Source organism: Streptomyces sp. NPDC096132 (assembly GCF_044763345.1).
Lineage (GTDB): Bacteria > Actinomycetota > Actinomycetes > Streptomycetales > Streptomycetaceae > Streptomyces.
On record NZ_JBIWGA010000018.1, the window covers coordinates 23669 to 41775 of the forward strand.

17 protein-coding genes are annotated in these 18107 nt (G+C 73.3%); 10 read left to right on the forward strand and 7 right to left on the reverse strand.

Annotated features, from left to right (window positions below):
- The first annotated feature begins 10 nt into the window (after positions 1–10).
- Positions 11–751, forward strand: coding sequence for a GntR family transcriptional regulator (locus ACIRF9_RS34855; protein WP_403830505.1), 741 nt, complete (start codon positions 11–13; stop codon positions 749–751).
- Positions 752–819: 68 nt separating this feature from the next.
- Here the strand turns inward: ACIRF9_RS34855 and ACIRF9_RS34860 are convergent, their stop codons facing one another.
- From ACIRF9_RS34860 to ACIRF9_RS34870, 3 genes are all read right to left on the reverse strand, one after another.
- A complete protein-coding gene (locus ACIRF9_RS34860) occupies positions 820–1593 on the reverse strand; it encodes an SDR family NAD(P)-dependent oxidoreductase (protein ID WP_403830507.1) in 774 nt (257 codons plus the stop codon).
- A 148-nt stretch (positions 1594–1741) separates the two neighbouring features.
- Positions 1742–2374 carry a response regulator gene (locus ACIRF9_RS34865; RefSeq protein WP_403830509.1) on the reverse strand — a complete coding sequence of 211 codons (633 nt, stop codon included), beginning with the start codon at positions 2372–2374 and terminating at the stop codon, positions 1742–1744.
- Positions 2371–3597: a sensor histidine kinase gene (locus ACIRF9_RS34870; RefSeq protein ID WP_403830512.1), complete on the reverse strand. Its 1227-nt coding sequence runs from the start codon at positions 3595–3597 to the stop codon at positions 2371–2373. The genes ACIRF9_RS34865 and ACIRF9_RS34870 overlap by 4 nt, the downstream gene beginning before the upstream one ends.
- 293 nt (positions 3598–3890) lie before the next feature.
- Here ACIRF9_RS34870 and ACIRF9_RS34875 point away from each other — a divergent pair, with 293 nt between their 5' ends.
- The 3 genes from ACIRF9_RS34875 to ACIRF9_RS34885 all read left to right on the forward strand — a co-directional run bounded on the left by ACIRF9_RS34875 (position 3891) and on the right by ACIRF9_RS34885 (position 9266).
- A complete protein-coding gene (locus tag ACIRF9_RS34875) occupies positions 3891–4682 on the forward strand; it encodes a class I SAM-dependent methyltransferase (RefSeq protein ID WP_403830514.1) in 792 nt (263 codons plus the stop codon).
- 77 nt (positions 4683–4759) lie between these two features.
- Positions 4760–6661, forward strand: coding sequence for a molecular chaperone HtpG (htpG, locus tag ACIRF9_RS34880; protein ID WP_403830517.1), 1902 nt, complete (start codon positions 4760–4762; stop codon positions 6659–6661).
- A 148-nt stretch (positions 6662–6809) separates the two neighbouring features.
- Positions 6810–9266, forward strand: coding sequence for an MFS transporter (locus tag ACIRF9_RS34885; RefSeq protein WP_403830520.1), 2457 nt, complete (start codon positions 6810–6812; stop codon positions 9264–9266).
- A gap of 120 nt (positions 9267–9386) precedes the next feature.
- On the opposite strand, the gene ACIRF9_RS34890 is transcribed toward ACIRF9_RS34885, so the two are convergent.
- The gene (locus tag ACIRF9_RS34890) at positions 9387–10166 is read right to left on the reverse strand and encodes a DeoR/GlpR family DNA-binding transcription regulator (RefSeq protein ID WP_403830522.1); all 780 of its coding nucleotides are present in this window, start codon (positions 10164–10166) and stop codon (positions 9387–9389) included.
- An 84-nt stretch (positions 10167–10250) separates the two neighbouring features.
- Here ACIRF9_RS34890 and ACIRF9_RS34895 point away from each other — a divergent pair, with 84 nt between their 5' ends.
- Positions 10251–11126 (forward strand): SIS domain-containing protein, encoded by an 876-nt coding sequence (locus ACIRF9_RS34895; RefSeq protein WP_403830524.1) that lies wholly within the window; start codon positions 10251–10253, stop codon positions 11124–11126.
- Positions 11127–11146: 20 nt separating this feature from the next.
- On the forward strand, positions 11147–11983 hold the full coding sequence (locus ACIRF9_RS34900) for a ketose-bisphosphate aldolase (RefSeq protein ID WP_403830526.1): 837 nt from the start codon (positions 11147–11149) through the stop codon (positions 11981–11983).
- Here ACIRF9_RS34900 and ACIRF9_RS34905 read toward each other — a convergent pair.
- A complete protein-coding gene (locus tag ACIRF9_RS34905) occupies positions 11970–13106 on the reverse strand; it encodes a methyltransferase (RefSeq protein ID WP_403830913.1) in 1137 nt (378 codons plus the stop codon). The two genes, ACIRF9_RS34900 and ACIRF9_RS34905, sit on opposite strands and share 14 nt — an antisense overlap.
- 78 nt (positions 13107–13184) lie before the next feature.
- Here ACIRF9_RS34905 and ACIRF9_RS34910 point away from each other — a divergent pair, with 78 nt between their 5' ends.
- Complete coding sequence (locus ACIRF9_RS34910) at positions 13185–13847, forward strand: alpha-ketoglutarate-dependent dioxygenase AlkB family protein (protein ID WP_403830528.1); 663 nt, start codon at positions 13185–13187, stop codon at positions 13845–13847.
- A 27-nt stretch (positions 13848–13874) separates the two neighbouring features.
- Positions 13875–15119 (forward strand): ROK family protein, encoded by a 1245-nt coding sequence (locus ACIRF9_RS34915; protein ID WP_403830530.1) that lies wholly within the window; start codon positions 13875–13877, stop codon positions 15117–15119.
- A 45-nt stretch (positions 15120–15164) separates the two neighbouring features.
- Here the strand turns inward: ACIRF9_RS34915 and ACIRF9_RS34920 are convergent, their stop codons facing one another.
- A complete protein-coding gene (locus ACIRF9_RS34920; protein ID WP_403830532.1) occupies positions 15165–16121 on the reverse strand; it encodes a LysR family transcriptional regulator in 957 nt (318 codons plus the stop codon).
- Positions 16122–16261: 140 nt separating this feature from the next.
- Between ACIRF9_RS34920 and ACIRF9_RS34925 the strand changes: the two genes are divergently transcribed.
- Together ACIRF9_RS34925 and ACIRF9_RS34930 are read left to right on the forward strand one after the other, a co-directional pair.
- Entirely contained in the window at positions 16262–16777 is a 516-nt protein-coding gene (locus ACIRF9_RS34925; RefSeq protein ID WP_403830535.1) for an SRPBCC domain-containing protein, read from the forward strand.
- A gap of 9 nt (positions 16778–16786) precedes the next feature.
- Positions 16787–17671 (forward strand): NAD(P)-dependent oxidoreductase, encoded by an 885-nt coding sequence (locus tag ACIRF9_RS34930; RefSeq protein WP_403830537.1) that lies wholly within the window; start codon positions 16787–16789, stop codon positions 17669–17671.
- A 43-nt stretch (positions 17672–17714) separates the two neighbouring features.
- On the opposite strand, the gene ACIRF9_RS34935 is transcribed toward ACIRF9_RS34930, so the two are convergent.
- A complete protein-coding gene (locus ACIRF9_RS34935) occupies positions 17715–17900 on the reverse strand; it encodes a DUF1272 domain-containing protein (protein ID WP_403830541.1) in 186 nt (61 codons plus the stop codon).
- Between the last annotated feature and the right edge of the window lie 207 nt (positions 17901–18107).

Here is an 18107-nt window from a genome sequence, read left to right on the forward strand (position 1 = left end):
GAAGTGCCGCATGACCGATCAGGACACGCACCTCGTGCTGGAGCGCCTCCTGCGGCTGCGGGACCGGCGCGAGCCGCTGGTCGCGCAGATCGCCGAATGGGTCGGCGCGGGCATCATCGAGGGGCGGCTGGAACCCGGCCAGGACCTCAACAGCGTCGATCTGTCACGCCGGTTCGACACCAGTCGCACGCCGGTGCGGGAGGCGCTGATGCTCCTCGAGCAGGAGGGCCTGGTCGAGATGAAGGCGCGGCGCCGGCCCCGGGTCGCCGCCCCCTCCCCACAGGACATCCGGGACATCTACCAGGTGCGCAAGAACCTGCTGTCGATGCTCGCGGCCCTGCTGGTGGAGCGGGCGAGCGACGAGGAGATCGCCGAACTGCGCACCCGGGTCGAGCGGATGCGGAAGCTGGCGGACGCCGGTGATGTGGACGGCTACTTCTGGAGCCATGTGACGCTCCAGGAACGGATGACCGAGATCGTCGGCAACGCCACGCTCAAGCAGATCCTGGACTCGCTCGCCCTGCGCACCCTGATGCTGCGGCACCTGAGCCTCACCCGGGCCGGCCGGCTCGCCTACAGCGTCGACGACCAGGAGCGGCTGCTGCAGGCCGTCGAGGAGCGCGACGGGGAACTGGCCGCCGCACTGATCGCGGGAGCGACGGTGCGGGCGCAGCGGGCGGTGGAGGAGCAACTGGAGCAGGAGGCGGGCCGGGGGCGCAAGCCGGCCCGCCGTCGCCGTACGGCCTCCTGACGAGCGGGGCGGAGCCGCAGGTCCGCCCGCCGTCGCCGTACGGCCTCCCGGCGCCCGGCGCGGTCGGCTCACTTGGCCAGCACTCCGCCGTCGACGGGGAAGTTCCCGCCCGTCACCCACGCCGACTCGTCCGACGCCAGGTACACCGCGCACCAGGCGATGTCCTCGGGGGTGCCGACCCGGCCCAGCGGAATCCGGGCCAGCAGCGCCTCGCGTGCCGCGCCGTCGTGGGCCCCGGCGGACTCCGTCGCGGGGGTGCGCACCATGCCCGGCGAGATCGTGTTCGCGCGGATCGCCGACGGGCCGCCCTCCACGGCGAGTTGACGCGTCAGGCCCAGCACCGCCGACTTGCCCGCGCAGTGCGCGACCATCCCGAAGGTCCCGCTGCCCCGGAAGGCGTTCACCGAGGCGAAGTTGACGATCGAGCCGCCGCCCGAGGCCTCCAGGTGCGGCCACACGGCCTGCACCGGCAGGAAGACGACGTCGACCTCGCCGCGCAGGGTCGGCGTCCACTGCGCGGCGAAGTCCATCCCGGCGGCCGTCGCCATGTGCGGGGCGATCGCGCCGGCGGTGACCAGGGCGTCGATCCGTCCGTGCCGCCCGTACGCCTCGTCCGCGAAGCGCCGGGCGTCCTCGGGGACGGTCATGTCCAGTGGCGCGAGCACCTCGACGGTCAGCCCCCGGTCGGCGGCGGTCTTGCGGGTGCGTTCGGCCGCGGCCGGGTCGATGTCACAGCCGACGACGGTCGCGCCCTGCTCGGCGAAGAGCAGCGCACAGCCCTGGCCGATCCCGGCACCCGCGCCGGTGACGAGAGCGACTTTCCCGGAGAGCCTGCCGGTCACATGGACCCCCTTCTCGCGACGTCCGTACGAGACGCGGCGCGGCTCGCCCTCCCTTCTTAGTGTCGACAGTATGGACGGGTCAAGGGGTGTGGCGGCCCTAGAGTGCCATTCTGTCGACAGTTGGCGTCCGTGCCTGTCTGCTCGCTCCTCACGGCAGCAGCCGCCGCTCCTTGGCCACCGCCACCGCGCCCGCCCGCGTCTCCACCCCCAACTTCCCGTAGATCCGCCCGAGATGGGTCTTGACGGTCGCCTCGCTGATGAACAGCGCCCGGGCGATCTCCCGGTTGCCCAGGCCCCGGGCCAGCTGGCCGAGGATCTCGTGCTCGCGCTCCGACAGCGTGGGGGCCGGGCTGCGCATCCGGGCCAGCAACCGGTCGGCGACCGGCGGCGACAGCGCCGTACGGCCCGAGGCGGCGCTGCGGATCGCGGTGAACAGTTCCTCGGGGCGTTCGGCCTTGAGGAGGTAGCCGGTGGCGCCCGCCTCGATCGCTCGGGTGATGTCGGCGTCGGTGTCGAACATGGTCAGCACCAGCACGCGCGATCCCGCCGAGCCCTCGGCGGTCAGCCGCCGGATGGCCGTCACCCCGTCCATCCCCTCCCCGAGCTGGAGGTCCATCAGGACGACGTCGGGGCGCAGCCGGGCCGCGAGCGCCAGCGCCTCCTCGCCGCCGCCCGCCTCCCCGACCACCTCGATGCCCTCGGCGCTCGACAGCAGCGCGCGCAGACCGGCCCGTACGACGGCGTGGTCGTCGCACAGCAGAAGACGTACGGGCGTACTCACGGAACCGGCTCCTTGGGGGCGTCGAGGACGAGCGGGACCGCCACGGACACCACCGTGCCCTCGCCCGGGGCGGACTCCACGGTGAGTGTGCCGCCGGACTGCCGGGCCCGGATCCGCATGGCGGGCAGTCCGTGCCCGCGCGTACGGTCCGGCACCGGCCCCGCCGGGGCTCGCTCGGACGGGCGTACGTCGAAGCCGCGGCCGTTGTCGGCGACGTCCAGCGAGATCTGGTCGTCCAGACAGGTCAGGGTCAGCGCCGCCCGGGTCGCGGCGGCGTGCTCGCGCACGTTGGCCAGCGCGCCCTGGGCGATGCGCAGCAGCATCGCCTCCACCCGCTCCGGAAGCGGACCGGGCACCCCGTCCAGCCGGAAGCCGACCGTCAGACCCGGGCCGCTCTCCCGCCCGGCGAGCGCGGTGAGCGCCGCCGGCAGGGACTGCCCGTCGAGGTCGGCGGGCGCCAGGTCGTGCACGAAGCGGCGGGCCTCGGCCAGGCTGCGGGAGGTGATCTCGGCCGCCTTCCCGATGTGCTCCCGGGCCGCTTCGGGATCCGTCGCCCAGACCCGCTCGGCGGCCTGGAGCAGCATCCGCTGGCTGGACAGACCCTGCGCGAGGGTGTCGTGGATCTCCGTGGCCAGCCGCTGCCGCTCCGCCAGCACCCCCGCCCTCCGCTCGGTGGCCGCGAGATCCCGGCGGGTCCGCACCAGATCGTCGATCAGGACCCGCTGCCGGGCCCCCTGCCGCTGCAGATGCACCAGGACGGCGGTGGCGACCGCGGCGACGGCCGGCGGCGCCACGACCATGTTCGGGTTGAGCGCGCCCTCGGCCACCCGCACCTCCGAGATCACGACCAGCGCGGTGAGCACGGCGGCGAGCGGCACCGACAGCCGCGGCGGCAGCGCGTGCAGCCCCGCGAACAGCAGCGGCATCGCGCACCAGGTGGCGCTCGGCGCGAGCACCAGCAGCACCACCCAGACCGCGGACACCGAGCCCAGCCACACCAGATGCCGGCCGGTGGGCGCCGACCCCGGCGGGGGCGCCGGCGCGAGGAACGGGCCGAGGACGTAGAGCAGACAGAAGACGGCGAACAGCGCCACCACCCACCCGGTGCGCGCCCCGCCCTGGTCACGACTGAGGAAGCGGACGAACGACGAGCCGAGCAGCAGGAAGAACGCCACGTGCACGACCGCCGCCAGCCGCCGTTCCTCCGGTCGGGTGTGTCTCATCCTCCGTGTCTAACGCGGCGCGGGCCCGATCGCATCAACCGATCGGCTGACATGGGGATCGCCCGAACCGCCCCGGCGGCGCAGACTGTCGACCGAGGCGGACACCCCGTCCGTGCACCGACGCTGGCATCTAGTGCCGCGGCAGGCAACGTTTGCCCCGTCGCGGCGCCCGGCACGCTCCCCCACTCTCGGCTTCGCTCGAGCGGGGGGACCCCCACGACGCCGCTCCTTGACGGGCAAACGTTGCCTGCCGCGGCACCAGCAACCAGGCCACCTCGGAAAGGCAGGGAACCGTGCCCGCCAAGAACCTCACCGCCAACCGTGCCGCGTTCGCCCACCGCGTCGGTTACGCGCTGCGCCACCCCGGCCGGATCCCCCGGCATCTGGCCCGCGCAGCCCGCGACCTGTGGCTGCGCCACCGCCACCCCGACCACATCTCCTACTACCGCGCGGTGATGCGCTCCGACACCCGCGCCGATCCGGACGCGGCGGTCGGCAGCCGCAACCGCGAGCGCTGGCTGGCGCTCGGGGCCCTGCAGTTCGACTACCTGGTCACCCACGGGCTGCGCCCGGAGCACCGCATGCTGGAGATCGGCTGCGGCAACCTGCGCGGCGGCTGGCGCTTCATCCGGCACCTGGAGCCCGGCCACTACACCGGCGTCGACATCTCGCCCGACATCCTCGTCGCCGCGCAGGACACGATCGTCGAGATGGGCCTGCAGCAGCGGATGCCGTGCCTGACGCCGGTGCGCGACCTGACCCTGCGGTTCCTGCCCGACGCCCGCTTCGACGTCGTCCACGCGCACAGCGTCTTCTCCCACTCGCCGCTGCCCGTCATCGAGGAGTGCCTGGCCAACGTCGGCCGGGTGCTCGCGCCGGGCGGCTGGTTCGACTTCACCTTCGACCGCACCGAGGGCGAGGAACACCACGTCCTGCGGGAGGACTTCTACTACCGCACCGAGACCCTCGTCGCCCTGGCCGAGAAGCACGGTCTGCGGGCGCGTTTCATGGAGGACTGGGAGGCGCTCCCGCACGGACAGTCGAAGATCCGGGTCACCCGGGCGGACGACCTCGGCCAACGCTGATCCCCGCCCCACCCGGTGTTTGTAAAGTGGCCTCACCAGTCCAGGAGACCCCGGAACGTGTGAGGTACACCCCAACCATGTCGACCGAAACGTTTGAGTTCCAGGTAGAGGCCCGTCAGCTGCTCCAGTTGATGATCCACTCGGTCTACTCGAACAAGGACGTCTTCCTGCGCGAGCTCGTCTCCAACGCCTCCGACGCGCTGGACAAGCTGCGCCTCGCCAAGCTGCGGGACGACGCGCTCGACGCCGACGTCTCCGACCTGCACATCGAGATCGACACCGACGCCGAGGCCCGTACGCTCACTGTCCGGGACAACGGGATCGGAATGTCGTACGAGGAGGTCGGCCGACTGATCGGCACGATCGCCAACTCCGGAACGGCCCAGTTCGCCGAGGAACTGCGCGAGGCCCAGGAGGCGGACAGCGCCGAGGGGCTCATCGGGCAGTTCGGCGTCGGCTTCTACTCCGGCTTCATGGTGGCGGACGAGATGACCCTGGTGACCCGGCGCGCCGGGGAGAGCCAGGGCACCCGCTGGTCCTCGCGCGGCGAGGGCACGTACACGCTGGAGCGGGTCGACGACGCGCCGCAGGGCACCTCCGTCACCCTGCACCTGAAGCCGACGGACGACGAGGACAAGCTCCACGACTACACCTCCGCCTGGACGATCAAGGACATCGTCAAGCGGTACTCGGACTTCATCACCTGGCCGATCCGGACGGTCCCCGCGAAGGCCGAGGGTGACGAAACCGCTCCCGAGCCCGAGACGCTCAACTCGATGAAGGCGCTGTGGGCGCGCTCGCGCGAGGAGGTGTCCGACGACGAGTACCACGAGCTGTACAAGCACATCAGCCACGACTGGCGCGAGCCGCTGGAGACCGTCCGGCTCCAGGCGGAGGGCACCTTCGAGTACCAGGCCCTGCTGTTCGTGCCCTCGCACGCCCCGCACGACCTCTACACCCAGGGCTACAAGCGCGGTGTGCAGCTGTACGTGAAGCGCGTCTTCATCATGGACGACTGCGAGGCGCTGCTGCCGCCCTACCTGCGCTTCGTCAAGGGCGTGGTGGACGCGGCGGACCTCTCGCTGAACGTCTCCCGGGAGATCCTCCAGCAGGACCGGCACATTCGGATGATGCAGCGCCGCCTGACCAAGAAGCTCCTGGCCACGGTCAAGGACATGAGGGGGGCCGCCCCGGAGCGGTACGCCACGTTCTGGCGGGAGTTCGGCTCCGTCCTGAAGGAGGGGCTGCTCACCGACCCCGACAACCGCGACACCCTGCTCGCCGCCGCGTCCTTCGCGACGACGCACGCCGACGACGAGCTGACCACGCTCGAGGCCTACGCCGAGCGGATGAAGGAGGGTCAGGAGGACATCTACTACCTGACCGGCGAGTCCCGCGAGAGCATCGAGAACTCCCCGCACATGGAGGCGTTCCGCGCCAAGGGCATCGAGGTCCTGCTGCTCACCGACCCCGTCGACGAGGTCTGGGTCGACGTGGTGGGCGAGTTCGAGGGCAAGCGGCTGCGGTCCGTGGCCAAGGGCGAGGTCGACCTCGGCGGCGAGGCAGACGACAAGGCCGACGGCGAGCGGGAGAAGCAGGGCGAGGAGTACGCCGGTCTGCTCGCCTGGATGAAGGAGCAACTGGCCGACGACGTCAAGGAGGTGCGCCTCTCCTCGCGTCTCACCGTCTCCCCGGCCTGCATCGTCTCCGACACCGGCGACCTCACCCCCGCGCTGGAGAACATGTACCGCGCGATGGGCCAGGAGGTGCCGAAGGCGCAGCGGATCCTCGAACTCAACCCCGGTCACGCGCTCGTGCAGGGCCTGAACCAGGCCTACCAGGAGCGTGAGGACCGCACCGAGCTCGCCGGGACCGCCGAACTCCTGCACGGCCTCGCGGTGCTCGCCGAGGGCGGCCGCCCCAAGGAGCCCGGACGGTTCGTGAAGCTGGTGGCGGACCGTCTGGAGCGCGCGCTCTAGCGGTCGTCACGTGATTCCGGGCAGGGAGCGCCCCTGCCCGGAATCTTCACGTTCCGGGCACCAAAAGTTCTAGTTGGTTGACTCAATCAACTGGGCCTACGATGCTGCGCAGTCGTGCAGGCTCGCATCCCCCCACGGAGGCCCGACCATGTCCCACGCGCACCCAACACCCGCAGGAGCGGGGGAGGTTGCCGCGCCGCGGGCCAACCTCGTCGTCGCGGTGCTGGCCTTCGGCGGGATCGTGGTGTCGCTCATGCAGACGCTGGTGATCCCGATCGTCCCGGAGCTGCCGAAGCTGCTGGACGCGTCGGCCTCGGACGCGGCCTGGGCCGTCACCGCCACCCTGCTCGCCGCCGCCGTCGCCACCCCCGTCATGGGGCGGCTCGGCGACATGTACGGCAAGCGGCGCATGCTGCTGGTCAGCCTGGTGACGCTGGTCGCCGGATCCGTCACGGCCGCCCTCAGCGACACGCTCGCGCCGATGATCGTCGGCCGGGCCCTGCAGGGTCTCGCCTCCGGTGTCATTCCGCTCGGCATCAGCATCATGCGCGACGAACTGCCCGCCGAGCGGCTCGGCTCGGCCACCGCGCTGATGAGCGCCTCCCTCGGCGTAGGCGGCGCCCTCGGCCTGCCCGCGGCCGCGCTCATCGCGGACCACTTCGACTGGCATGTGCTCTTCTGGACGTCCGCCGCGCTGGGTGTCGTCGCCACCGTGCTCGTCCCGGCGGCCGTGCCCGAGTCGGCGGTGCGCGGCGGTGGCCGCTTCGACCTCGTGGGCGCCCTCGGCATGGCGGCCGGGCTGGTCTGCCTGCTGCTGGGCATCTCCAAGGGGGCCGACTGGGGCTGGAGCAGCGCCACCACGCTCGCGCTGTTCGCCGCCGCGATCGTGGTCCTCGTCCTCTGGGGCCTGTTCGAACTGCGCGTCCGTGAACCCCTCGTGGATCTGCGGACCACCGCCCGCGGTCAGGTGCTGGTCACCAACCTCGCCTCGACGGCCTTCGGGTTCTCGATGTTCGCGATGTCCCTGGTTCTTCCCCAGCTCCTGCAGTTGCCTGAGGCGACGGGCTATGGACTCGGCAGGTCGCTGCTGGACGCCGGACTGGTCATGGCCCCCACCGGCCTGGTCATGATGGCCACGGCGCCGCTGTCCGCGCTGGTGTCCAGGACACGAGGGCCGAAGACGACCCTGATGCTCGGCGCCGTGATCGTGGCCGCCGGATACGGGCTGGGCATCGTGCTGATGGACGCCGTGTGGCAACTGGTCCTGGTCTCCTGCGTCATCGGCGCCGGCATCGGCTTCGCCTACGGGGCCATGCCCGCGCTCATCATGGGCGCCGTCGCCCCCTCCGAGACCGCCGCCGCGAACAGCCTCAACACCGTCATGCGGTCGATCGGCACCTCGACCGCGAGTGCCCTCGCCGGGGTGATCCTGGCGCAGATGACCACCACCTTCGGGGGTGTCGCGCTGCCCTCCGAGAACGGGTTCAAGGTCGTCATGGCGGTCGGGTCCGGGGCGGCGGTGCTGGCGCTGCTGGTGGCGGCGTTCATTCCCCGGCAGAAGACGGGCGGCGATGCCCACTCGGCCGGGGGTGCCCTCTCGGCCGACGGTTCCGTCTCCGCGGAGGGTGCGCCGGACACCTCGGCGCGGGCGGAAGCGGACGGGCGGTCGGCCCTGACGGGGGCGGGTGACCGGGAGGCGGCGGGTGCCGAACGGGACGAGCGGGTCCTGGGTGCCGGACCGGAGGCGCGGGCCGTGGGAGCCGCCGTCGCCGTCCCGCTGGCCCGTGCGGTCGCCGAGCTGGTCGCGACGGTGCCGGGACTCGCCGACGGTGAGCCGGGCGGCGGCGGACATCCGGTGCGCGGGCAGGTGCGGGGTGCGGAAAGCACGCCCGTGGGCGGAGCCGCGGTGACACTGATCTCGCCGGGCGGACGGCAGTCGGGCCGCGCGGTCACCGGTCCCGACGGCGCCTACGCCGTCGAGGCGCCGGGGGAGGGGACGTACGTCCTGATCACCGCCGCCGACGGCCACCAGCCGCAGGCGGCGACCGTCGTGGTGGGGGCGACCCCGGTGACGTACGACGTGCTGCTCGTCGGCAGCAGCGGGCTCGCCGGCGTGGTGCGCTCCGCCGACGGCGGAGGGCCGGTCGCCGGGGCCGTCGTCATCGTCACGGACGTGCGCGGGGATGTGCCGGCCGGGGTGCGGACCGACGGCAAGGGCGAGTTCACCGTGGCGGACCTGGTGCCGGGACCGGTGACCGTCGCGGTCAGCGCGCCCGGGCACCGGCCGCTGGCGCTGCCCGTGGAGATCGGCTCCACCGGCCTCACCCGGGTCGACGTCGAGCTGCGGCCCGGCGCCCAGGTCCGCGGCACGGTACGCGGCGCGGGCGCTCCGGTGGGCGACGCGCGGGTGACGCTGGTGGACGCCGCCGGGAACGTCGTCGCCTCCACGACGACCGGGAGCGACGGCGCGTACGTCTTCTCCGACCTGGACGGCGGCCAGTACACGGTCATCGCGACCGGCTACCCGCCCAGGGCGACCGGGATCAGCCTCGCGGGCGGTGACGTGGACGACCACGACATCGAACTCGCCCACGCCGGCGAGTAGTTCACTCGCCGCCCCTTGAACGGACCGGCATCCGCCCCACTCGGGTGCCGGTCCTCCTCCGGCGCCCGGTCCCGCACCCTCGGAGCCGGCCCACGCCACGGACATCCACGACTGCCCGGGTCACACGGCGACGACCCGCAGCCCCGCCTCCTCGAACCGCCGGACCGTACCGGCGTCGGCCGCCGTGTCCGTGACCAGGGTGTCCACCGCGCCGACCGCGCAGATCCGGGCGAACGCCCGCCGCCCCAGCTTGCTGGAGTCGGCGGCCACCACGACCCGCCCGGCGCGCTCGCACAGCAGCCGGTCGACCGCCGCCTCGGCCTCGTCGTGCGCGGTGGCACCGTCCGTCACGTCGAAGCCCACCACCCCGAGCACCGCCACATCGAGCGTGATCTGCCCCAGCACCCCGTCCGCGAGCGGCCCGACCAGCTCGTACGACTGCGCCCGGGCCACCCCGCCCGTCACCACGATCTTGAACTGGGGCCGCACGGCCAGCTCGGTGGCGATGTTCAGCGCGTTGGTGACCACGGTCAGCGCCGGCGAACCGGACGTCAGGTCGCCGCGCACGGCCAGCGCCCGCGCCACCTCCGTCGTCGTGGTGCCCCCGGTCAGCCCGACCGCCTCGCCCGGCGCCACCAGATCCGCGACGGCCTGCGCGATCCGCTGCTTCTCGGAGGCCCGCCGGGCCGTCTTGTAGCGCAACGGCAGCTCGTACGACACCCCGTGCACCACCGCCCCGCCCCGGGTGCGCACCAGCATCTGCTGCTCGGCCAGCAGGTCGAAGTCCCGCCGGATCGTCGCGGCCGACACCGCCAGCTCCGCCGCCGCGTCCTCCACGTCCAGCCGGCCCCGCTCGACCAACAGTTCCAGCAGGGCCTTCCAACGGGCGTCGCGGGACATCGCCGGTCTCCGTTCGCATGCTTGAAGTTGCTCGAAAGTCAGCTCTATCTTGCAGGAACCATCATTGTCGGGGAGAGGTGGGGCATGACCCACGTCGAGGACGAGCTGGCCGGCCAGCCCGAGTGCTGGACCCGGGCCGCGAGCGAAGCCGCCCGGTACAAGGGGCAGTTGCCGGAGCCGGGGGAGCGGGTCGCGATCGTCGGCTGCGGCACCTCCTTCTTCATGGCCCAGGCGGCGGCCGCCCTGCGCGAGGGCGCCGGACAGGGCGAGACGGACGCCTTCGCCGCCTCCGAGTTCCCCCACCACCGTCCCTACGACCGGATCCTCGCCCTCACCCGCTCCGGCACCACCACCGAGGTGCTCGACCTGCTGACGCGCCTCAAGGGGCGCCGGCGCACCACCGCCGTCACCGCCGACCCGCACACCCCGGTCGTACGGGCCGCCGACCAGGTCGTCGTCCTCGACTACGCCGACGAACGCTCCGTCGTGCAGACCAGGTTCGCGACCACCGCGCTCACCCTCCTGCGCGCCCACCTCGGGCTGCACACCGACGCCGTCGTCACCGACGCCCGCACCGCACTCGCCGAGCCACTGCCCGAAGGACTCCTGGAATGCGGGCAGTTCACCTTCCTGGGGCGCGGCTGGACCGTGGGACTGGCGAACGAGGCGGCCCTCAAGATGCGCGAGGCCTCCCTCTCCTGGACCGAGGCCTACCCGGCCATGGAGTACCGGCACGGCCCCATCAGCGTCAGCACCGCCGGCACCGCCACCTGGATGATCGGTGAGGCGCCCGAGGGACTGGACCGACAGGTGCGTGCCACCGGCGCGTCGTGGGTGTCCGGCGGGCTGGACCCCCTCGCCGAACTGGTCCGCGCCCAGCGCCTCGCCGTGGCCGTCGCCGCCGCCCGGGGGCTCGACCCGGACCGGCCCCGCCACCTCACCCGCTCCGTGATCCTCTGACCGTTCGACCGGGAGCTGCCGTGCCCCTCACCACCACCGCCGAACTGGTCACCCGCGCCCGCGCGGCCCGTACCGCCGTCGCCGCCTTCAACATCATCACCCTCGAACACGTCGAGGCCGTCCTCACCGGCGCCGAGTCCGCCGACGCACCCGTCGTCCTCCAGGTCAGCGAGAACGCCGTCAGGTTCCGCCACGGACGGCTGCTGCCGCTCGCCCGCGCCGCCGTCACCGCCGCCGAACGGGCCGCCGTACCCGTCGCGTTGCACCTCGACCACGTCCAGAGCGACCCCCTGCTCCGCCAGACCGCCGACGCCGGATTCAGCTCGGTGATGTACGACGCCTCCCGGTTGCCCTACGACGAGAACCTCGCCGCGACCCGCGCCGCCGTCGACTGGGCCCACTCCCAAGGGCTCTGGATCGAGGGCGAGTTGGGGGAGATCGGCGGCAAGGGGGCGCACACGCCCGGCGCCCGCACCGACCCCGGCGAGGCCCGGGCCTTCGTCGCCGACTCCGGTGTGGACGCGCTGGCCGTCGCCATCGGCAGCGTCCACGCGATGACCACCCGCACCGCAGCCCTCGACCACGACCTGCTCGGACGGCTCGGCTCGGCCGTCGACGTGCCCCTGGTCCTGCACGGCTCGTCCGGGGTCCCCGACGGCCAGCTGACCGCCGCCGTCGCCGGCGGGATCGCGAAGGTCAACATCGGCACCGCCCTCAACCAGGCCATGACCGACGCGATCAGGGAGTTCCTGGACGCCCACCCCACGGCGGTCGACTCACGCCGCTACCTGAGCGTGGGACGGGAGGCGATGGCGCGGACGGTGGAGCGGATCGTCCGCCTGCTCACCCGCGCCTGACCGCCCTCAGGACCACGAACTTCGGGTCCCCGGCGACGGTCTCGCAGTTCCCGAACAGCCGCTTCAGCCGCACGTGGTAGCCCAGATGCCGGTTGCCCACCACCCACAGCTCGCCGCCCGGCCGCAGCACGCGCCGCGCTCCGGTGAACATCCGCCATGCCGTCGCGTCCGTCGTCGCCTGGTGCGAGTGGAACGGCGGATTGTTCAGCACGACGTCCACACTGCCGTCCGGGACGCCGGTCAGCCCGTCGCCGACCCGGAACTCGGCGTGCCCCGGCACCCCGTTCGCCTTGTACGTCGCCTCCGCCGAGGCCACCGCCTGGAACGACTCGTCCGTGAACAGCACCTCGGCCTCCGGGTTGGCCAGCGCCACCGCCGTGCCGACGATCCCGTTGCCGCAGCCCAGGTCGACGACCCGCCGTGTGCCGTGTGTCGTCGGCAGGTGCTTCAGGAAGAACCGGGTGCCGATGTCCAGCCGCTCGGCGCAGAACACCCCCGCGTGGTTGACGACCGGACGGCCGGAGAGCGCGCCGACGTCACCCGGAAGGTCGTAGGAGTACGGCCACGGGTTGGCGGGGCGGGACAGGGCCGGGGCCGGGGTGCAGAAGATCAGCCGGGCCTTCTGCCGGGCGAGCGAGGTCCGGGTGGGACCGAGGATCCGCTCGAAGAGCTTCAGCGTGGAGGTGTGGATCTCCTTCACCATGCCGGTGCCGATCACGACCGTGCCCGGGTGCACGGCGGGCGCCAGCCGCAGCAACTGGTCCTCCAGCAGCGCGAGGCTCTTCGGCACCCTGACCAGGAGCACGTCGACGCGCTCGGGCACCGGGTCCTGGGTGGTGAGCAGCCGGACGGAGCCGGTCTCGACGCCGGCCCGCGCGAGGTTCGCCCGGGTCGCCTCCTGCCCCAGCCAGGAGTCGGTGATCTGCACCGGGCCGTGTGCCGCGAGCGCCGTGGCCAGCGCGCCCCAGCGGTCGCCCAGCACCACGACGGTGCCGGACAGCGGAACGTCCTGTTCCGCGAGGTGGTCGAGCAGATACGCGTCGGAGGCGTCCCAGGCACGCAGCCGGTCGCGCGGATCCTCGGGGAAGCGGGCCAGGGCGACCTCGCCCCACGGCGTCGTCATACGGTCGTTCATGGTGCCCCAAGGCTAGCCGAGCCGCAGCTCAGAACCGGTGCCGGTGCGGTGGGGGAGGATGGGCCCATGGACGGCGAGCTGTTTCCCCGGGAGCGCGTCCGGGTCGCGCCGGGCGCGGTGCACGTGCCCGACTGGCTCGACGCGGACGGACAGCGCGAGCTCCTGGAAGCCTGCCGCGACTGGGCCCGGCCCCCGGCGGGCCTGCGCACGGTCCACACCCCCGGCGGCGGCACGATGACCGCCCGACAGGTCTGTCTGGGTTGGCACTGGTACCCGTACGCGTACGCCCGCACGGTCGTCGACGGCGACGGCACACCGGTGAAGCCCTTCCCGGCGTGGCTGGGCGAGCTGGGGCGGCGGGCGGTGACCGACGCCCTGGGACCGGAGGCGGCGACCCCGGCCGCGTACGACATCGCGCTGATCAACTTCTACGACGGCGACGCCCGCATGGGCATGCACCGGGACGCCGACGAGACGTCCGACGCGCCGGTGGTGTCCCTGAGCCTCGGGGACACGTGCGTGTTCCGCTTCGGCGGCACCGAGACCCGGGGCCGGCCCTGGACCGACGTGGAGCTGCGCAGCGGCGACCTGTTCGTGTTCGGCGGCCCCTCGCGCCTGGCGTACCACGGGGTGCCGCGGGTGCGGCCGGGGACCGGACCGGCGGCGCTGGGGCTGACGGGGCGGCTGAACATCACCCTGCGGGTCAGCGGCTTGCCCGGCGACATCTGAGGAACGGATCATGGGAGACTCCCCCTCATGAGCGGCAAGGCGGACCCCCGGCCGGCGGGGGAAGGGACCACCTCGAGGGCGCGGTTGGACCGGGGGCGCGGTGCGCTCGGGCCCGCGTTGGAGCTCGTGCACACCGGGCGGGCACCCACCCGGGCGGTGCTCACCGCGGAACTCGGCGTCACCCGCGCCACGGCCGGCGCGGTCGCCGCGGAGCTGGAGGCGCTGGGGCTGATCCGGGTCGACGCGCGGCCCGGCGCCGCCGCCGGCTCGCAGGGCCGGCCCTCGCACCGGCTCGAAGTCGCCGAGGAGGGCCCGGTCGTCCTCGCCGCACAGGTGCACGCCGACGGGTTCCGGGCCGCGTTGGTCGGCCTCGGCGGGCGGATCGTCGTCACGACCCCCAGCTGCGAGGCCGTCGACGCGGATCCGGCGAAGGTGCTCGGTGCCGCCGTCGACGCCGGCGCGGACCTGCTGCGGCGGACCGGCCGCCGGTGCGTGGGCGCCGGGCTCGCCGTGCCGTCGGCGGTCACCGAACCGGAGGGCCTGGCGCTGAACCCCCTGCACCTGGCCTGGCCGGTGGGGGCTCCGGTGCGGGAGGTCTTCGCCGAACGCGTCCATGCCGCCGGGATCACCGGTCCCGCCTTCGTGGGCAACGACGTCAACCTCGCCGCCCTCGCCGAACACCGGCACGGCGCGGGACGCGGCGCCCGCGACCTGCTGTGCGTGGCCACCGGGCACCGGGGCGTCGGCGGCGCGCTGGTCCTCGACGGCCGTCTGCACACGGGCAGTTCGGGGCTCGCCCTCGAAGTCGGCCACCTCACGGTCAATCCCGAGGGCCGCCCCTGCCACTGCGGCAGCCGCGGCTGCCTCGACGTCGAGGCCGACCCGCTGGCGCTGCTGACGACCGCCGGCCGCGAGCCCGGTCCGGAGGGCTCCCTGCTCCAGCAGGCCAACGAACTGGTCCGTGAGGAGTACGGCGATCCCGTCGTCCGCACGGCCGCCGAGGCCCTCATCGACCGGCTGGGCCTGGGCCTCGCCGGCCTGGTGAACATCCTCAACCCCGACCGCATCATCCTCGGCGGCCTGCACCGCACCCTCCTCGACGCCGATCCCGACCGCCTGCGCGCCGTCGTCGCCGACCGCAGCCTCTGGGGCCGCAGCGGTGGCGTCCCCATCCTCGCCTGCACCCTCGACCACAACAGCCTCGTCGGAGCGGCCGAACTGGCCTGGCAGCCGGTGCTCGACGACCCGCTGGGGGCGCTCAGCGCGGCCTGAGCGACCGGGCGGCCCGCCGAGCGGCCCGATCACCCGTGTGATCGCTCACCAAGCGGCGGCCGCCGTCCGCAGCCGGTCGCGGACCCGCAGTACGTCCGGGTTGGCGTCGGCGCCGGGCCGCTGCACGAGGAACAGGGTGTTGAGCGGCGGCTCCTCGGGCTCGTGCAGCAGGACGAGGCGGCCCGCGTCCACGTACTCCTGGCACAGGGAGTGCGGCAGAACGCTGTACCCGGCGCCCGCGTTGACCGCCGACAGCACCGCGTACAGGTTGGGCACCGTGACCGCGGCACTGGCGGTGAGCTGCTTGCCGAAGACGTTCCGCCAGTAGCGGCGGGCGATGGGCAGGTCCTCGGCGTAGGTCACCAGGGGGACGTCCCGCAGCGCGGCGCACAGGTCGCCCGCCTCCGGGTGCTCGCCGACGCGGCGCACCCAGGCGGGGGAGGCCACCAGGACGTACTCCTCGTCGGCCAGCGGCACCGACTCCAGGGCGCGCCCGCGCGGCCGCCGGGTGGCGATCACCAGGTCGTGCCGCCCGGCCCGCATCTCCTCCAGGAGCGGCTCGGTCTGCCCCTGCGTGACCCTCAGCTGCAGTCCGCCCGCGACGAGCGGCGCCAGCGCGGGCAGCACCCGTACGCACAGCAGCTCCGACGGCCCCGCCAGATGCACCGGCGCGGTCCGCCCGGCCGACGGTCCCCCGCCCTCGAGCGCGGCCAGCGCGTCCAGCGGCGGCGCGACCTGGGCCGCGAGCTCGTGCGCGAGGGGAGTGGGCTCGACGCCCCGGGGCAGCCGGGTGAACAGCTCACGCCCCGTCTGCTGCTCCAGGGTGCGGATCTGGGCCGTCACCGTGGGCTGCGACAGGCCCAGCTGCGGGGCGGCCGCCGTGAACGAGCCGGAGCGGTACACGGCCAGGAAGGTGCGCAGCAGGTTCAGGTCGGCGTGCGCCGGGAGCTGCCGGGCACCTGCGGTCACGGTCTCGGCGAGGTCGGCCGTCCTGTCATTCATACCGACCAGGGTATCCGGCGGACACATCGGCATCCCGATGGCAGATATCGACCTGTCTATTGGTTTCCCGATGAGCGACCGCCCTATCGTCGAGGACGTCGCCGACCGGCGGCACCCCCGCTCCCCGGAAGGACCCCCCGATGACCACGCAGAACGCGATCAACTGGCCCGAGAAGTACCTGCCCGGCACCGGCGACAACTTCGTCTCCAACGAGGTGATCGTCAAGGGCCTCACGGCCCCCCGGGTCTGGCACTTCCTGACCGACACCTCCGAGTGGGAGGGCTACTACGACAACGTCGCCGACATCTCCTTCCCGCAGGGCGGAGGCCCCCGGCTCGCGGACGACCTGGTCTTCAGCTTCGGCACCTTCGGCTTCCCGCCCCTGGACGCGCACGTCGTCGAGTTCCAGGCCCCCGGCGAAGGCGTCCCCGGCCGGCTGTCCTGGACGGCGAAGCAGGACGGCGAGCCGGAGGAGCGGCTGGACGTGCTGCACGCCTGGCTGGTGGAGGACCTGCCCGGCGGCCGGGTCCGGATCCTCACCCAGGAGACGCAGCTGGGACAGCCCGCGGCGGCCCTGGCGAACGAGCGCCCCAACCCGATGCTCAACGGTCACCAGGCCTGGCTGGACGGCCTCGTGAGCGCCGCGTCGAAGTAGGTTGAAGCCATGACCGACAAGACCACCGTGAGTGTCCTCGGCACCGGCATCATGGGCGCCGCCATGGCCCGCAACCTCGCCCGCGCCGGACACACCGTCCGCGCCTGGAACCGCACCCGCGCCAAGGCCGAACCGCTGACTGTCGACGGCGTCACCGTCACCGACACCCCCGCCGAGGCCGTCGAGGGCGCCGATGTCGTCCTGACCATGCTCTACGACGGCCCCGCCGCCCTGGACGTCATGCGCCAGGCCGCGCCGGCCCTGCGCTCCGGCGCCGCCTGGGTGCAGTCCACCACCGCCGGCGTCGAGGCGATCGGCGACCTGGCCGCCTTCGCCCGCGAGCACGGGCTCGTCTTCTTCGACGCGCCGGTGCTGGGCACCCGTCAGCCCGCCGAGGCCGGCCAGCTCACGGTCCTGGCGGCCGGCCCGGCCGAGCACCGGGACGCGGTCGCTCCCGTCTTCGACGCGGTCGGCGCGCGCACGGTGTGGACCGGCGAGGACGGCGGCGCGGGCAGCGCCACGCGACTGAAGCTGGTGGCCAACAGCTGGGTCATCGCCGCGACCGCGGCGACCGGCGAGGTGCTGGCCCTCGCCCAGTCCCTGTCCGTCGACCCGGCGGCGTTCTTCGGGCTCATCGAGGGCGGCCCGCTGGACATGGGCTATCTGCGGGCCAAGGCCGCCATGGTCCTCGACGACCGGCTCTCCCCGGCCCAGTTCGCGGTGGAGACGGCGGCCAAGGACGCGCGTCTCATCGTCGAGGCGGGCCGCAGGAACGGCGTCCGCCTGGACGTGGCGGCCGCGAGCGCGGAACGCCTGGAGCGGGCGGCGGCGCAGGGGCACGGCGACGAGGACATGGCCGCCGCCTACTTCGCCAGCTTCGACGACAACGCCTGACAAACCCCTGAGCTCCGACGCGGCGGGAGGGTGTCCCGAGCCGTCACATCCCGACGGCTCGGCGCGGCCGGGGCACCAACTCGCCCGCGCAGTTGGGGCAGACGCCCTCCATCGCCTCGCCGCACGCCACGCAGAAGGTGCACTCGTAGGAGCAGATCAGGGCCGGCGCGTCGGGCGGCAGGACGGCCGTCGTACAGCGCTCGCATCGGTCACGCATCTCCAGGGCCATGGCCGCACCACTCCTCACCTGCGGTTTCGTCCGTCGGCCCCATCCTTCCCGGCCCCCCGGAGATCGACAGCGTTCTCGCGGGACAAGGACCGACACGATCGGGCCACCGCCCGCGGCCGGCCCTCAGCGCCACGCCACGCGAGTCTCCGAGGCCCGACCCGCGCCCCGAGGAGCATCCACGGCACGCGCGCGTACTCCCCACGAGGT

Coding starts and splice junctions, on each gene's coding strand:
- ACIRF9_RS34855 (WP_403830505.1), top strand. CDS start 11: ATGACCGATCAGGACACGCACCTCGTGCTGGAGCGCCTCCTGCGGCTG.
- ACIRF9_RS34870 (WP_403830512.1), bottom strand. CDS start 3,597: ATGAGACACACCCGACCGGAGGAACGGCGGCTGGCGGCGGTCGTGCAC.
- htpG (WP_403830517.1), top strand. CDS start 4,760: ATGTCGACCGAAACGTTTGAGTTCCAGGTAGAGGCCCGTCAGCTGCTC.
- ACIRF9_RS34885 (WP_403830520.1), top strand. CDS start 6,810: ATGTCCCACGCGCACCCAACACCCGCAGGAGCGGGGGAGGTTGCCGCG.
- ACIRF9_RS34890 (WP_403830522.1), bottom strand. CDS start 10,166: ATGTCCCGCGACGCCCGTTGGAAGGCCCTGCTGGAACTGTTGGTCGAG.
- ACIRF9_RS34895 (WP_403830524.1), top strand. CDS start 10,251: ATGACCCACGTCGAGGACGAGCTGGCCGGCCAGCCCGAGTGCTGGACC.
- ACIRF9_RS34905 (WP_403830913.1), bottom strand. CDS start 13,106: ATGACGACGCCGTGGGGCGAGGTCGCCCTGGCCCGCTTCCCCGAGGAT.
- ACIRF9_RS34910 (WP_403830528.1), top strand. CDS start 13,185: ATGGACGGCGAGCTGTTTCCCCGGGAGCGCGTCCGGGTCGCGCCGGGC.
- ACIRF9_RS34915 (WP_403830530.1), top strand. CDS start 13,875: ATGAGCGGCAAGGCGGACCCCCGGCCGGCGGGGGAAGGGACCACCTCG.
- ACIRF9_RS34920 (WP_403830532.1), bottom strand. CDS start 16,121: ATGAATGACAGGACGGCCGACCTCGCCGAGACCGTGACCGCAGGTGCC.
- ACIRF9_RS34925 (WP_403830535.1), top strand. CDS start 16,262: ATGACCACGCAGAACGCGATCAACTGGCCCGAGAAGTACCTGCCCGGC.
- ACIRF9_RS34930 (WP_403830537.1), top strand. CDS start 16,787: ATGACCGACAAGACCACCGTGAGTGTCCTCGGCACCGGCATCATGGGC.
- ACIRF9_RS34935 (WP_403830541.1), bottom strand. CDS start 17,900: ATGGCCCTGGAGATGCGTGACCGATGCGAGCGCTGTACGACGGCCGTC.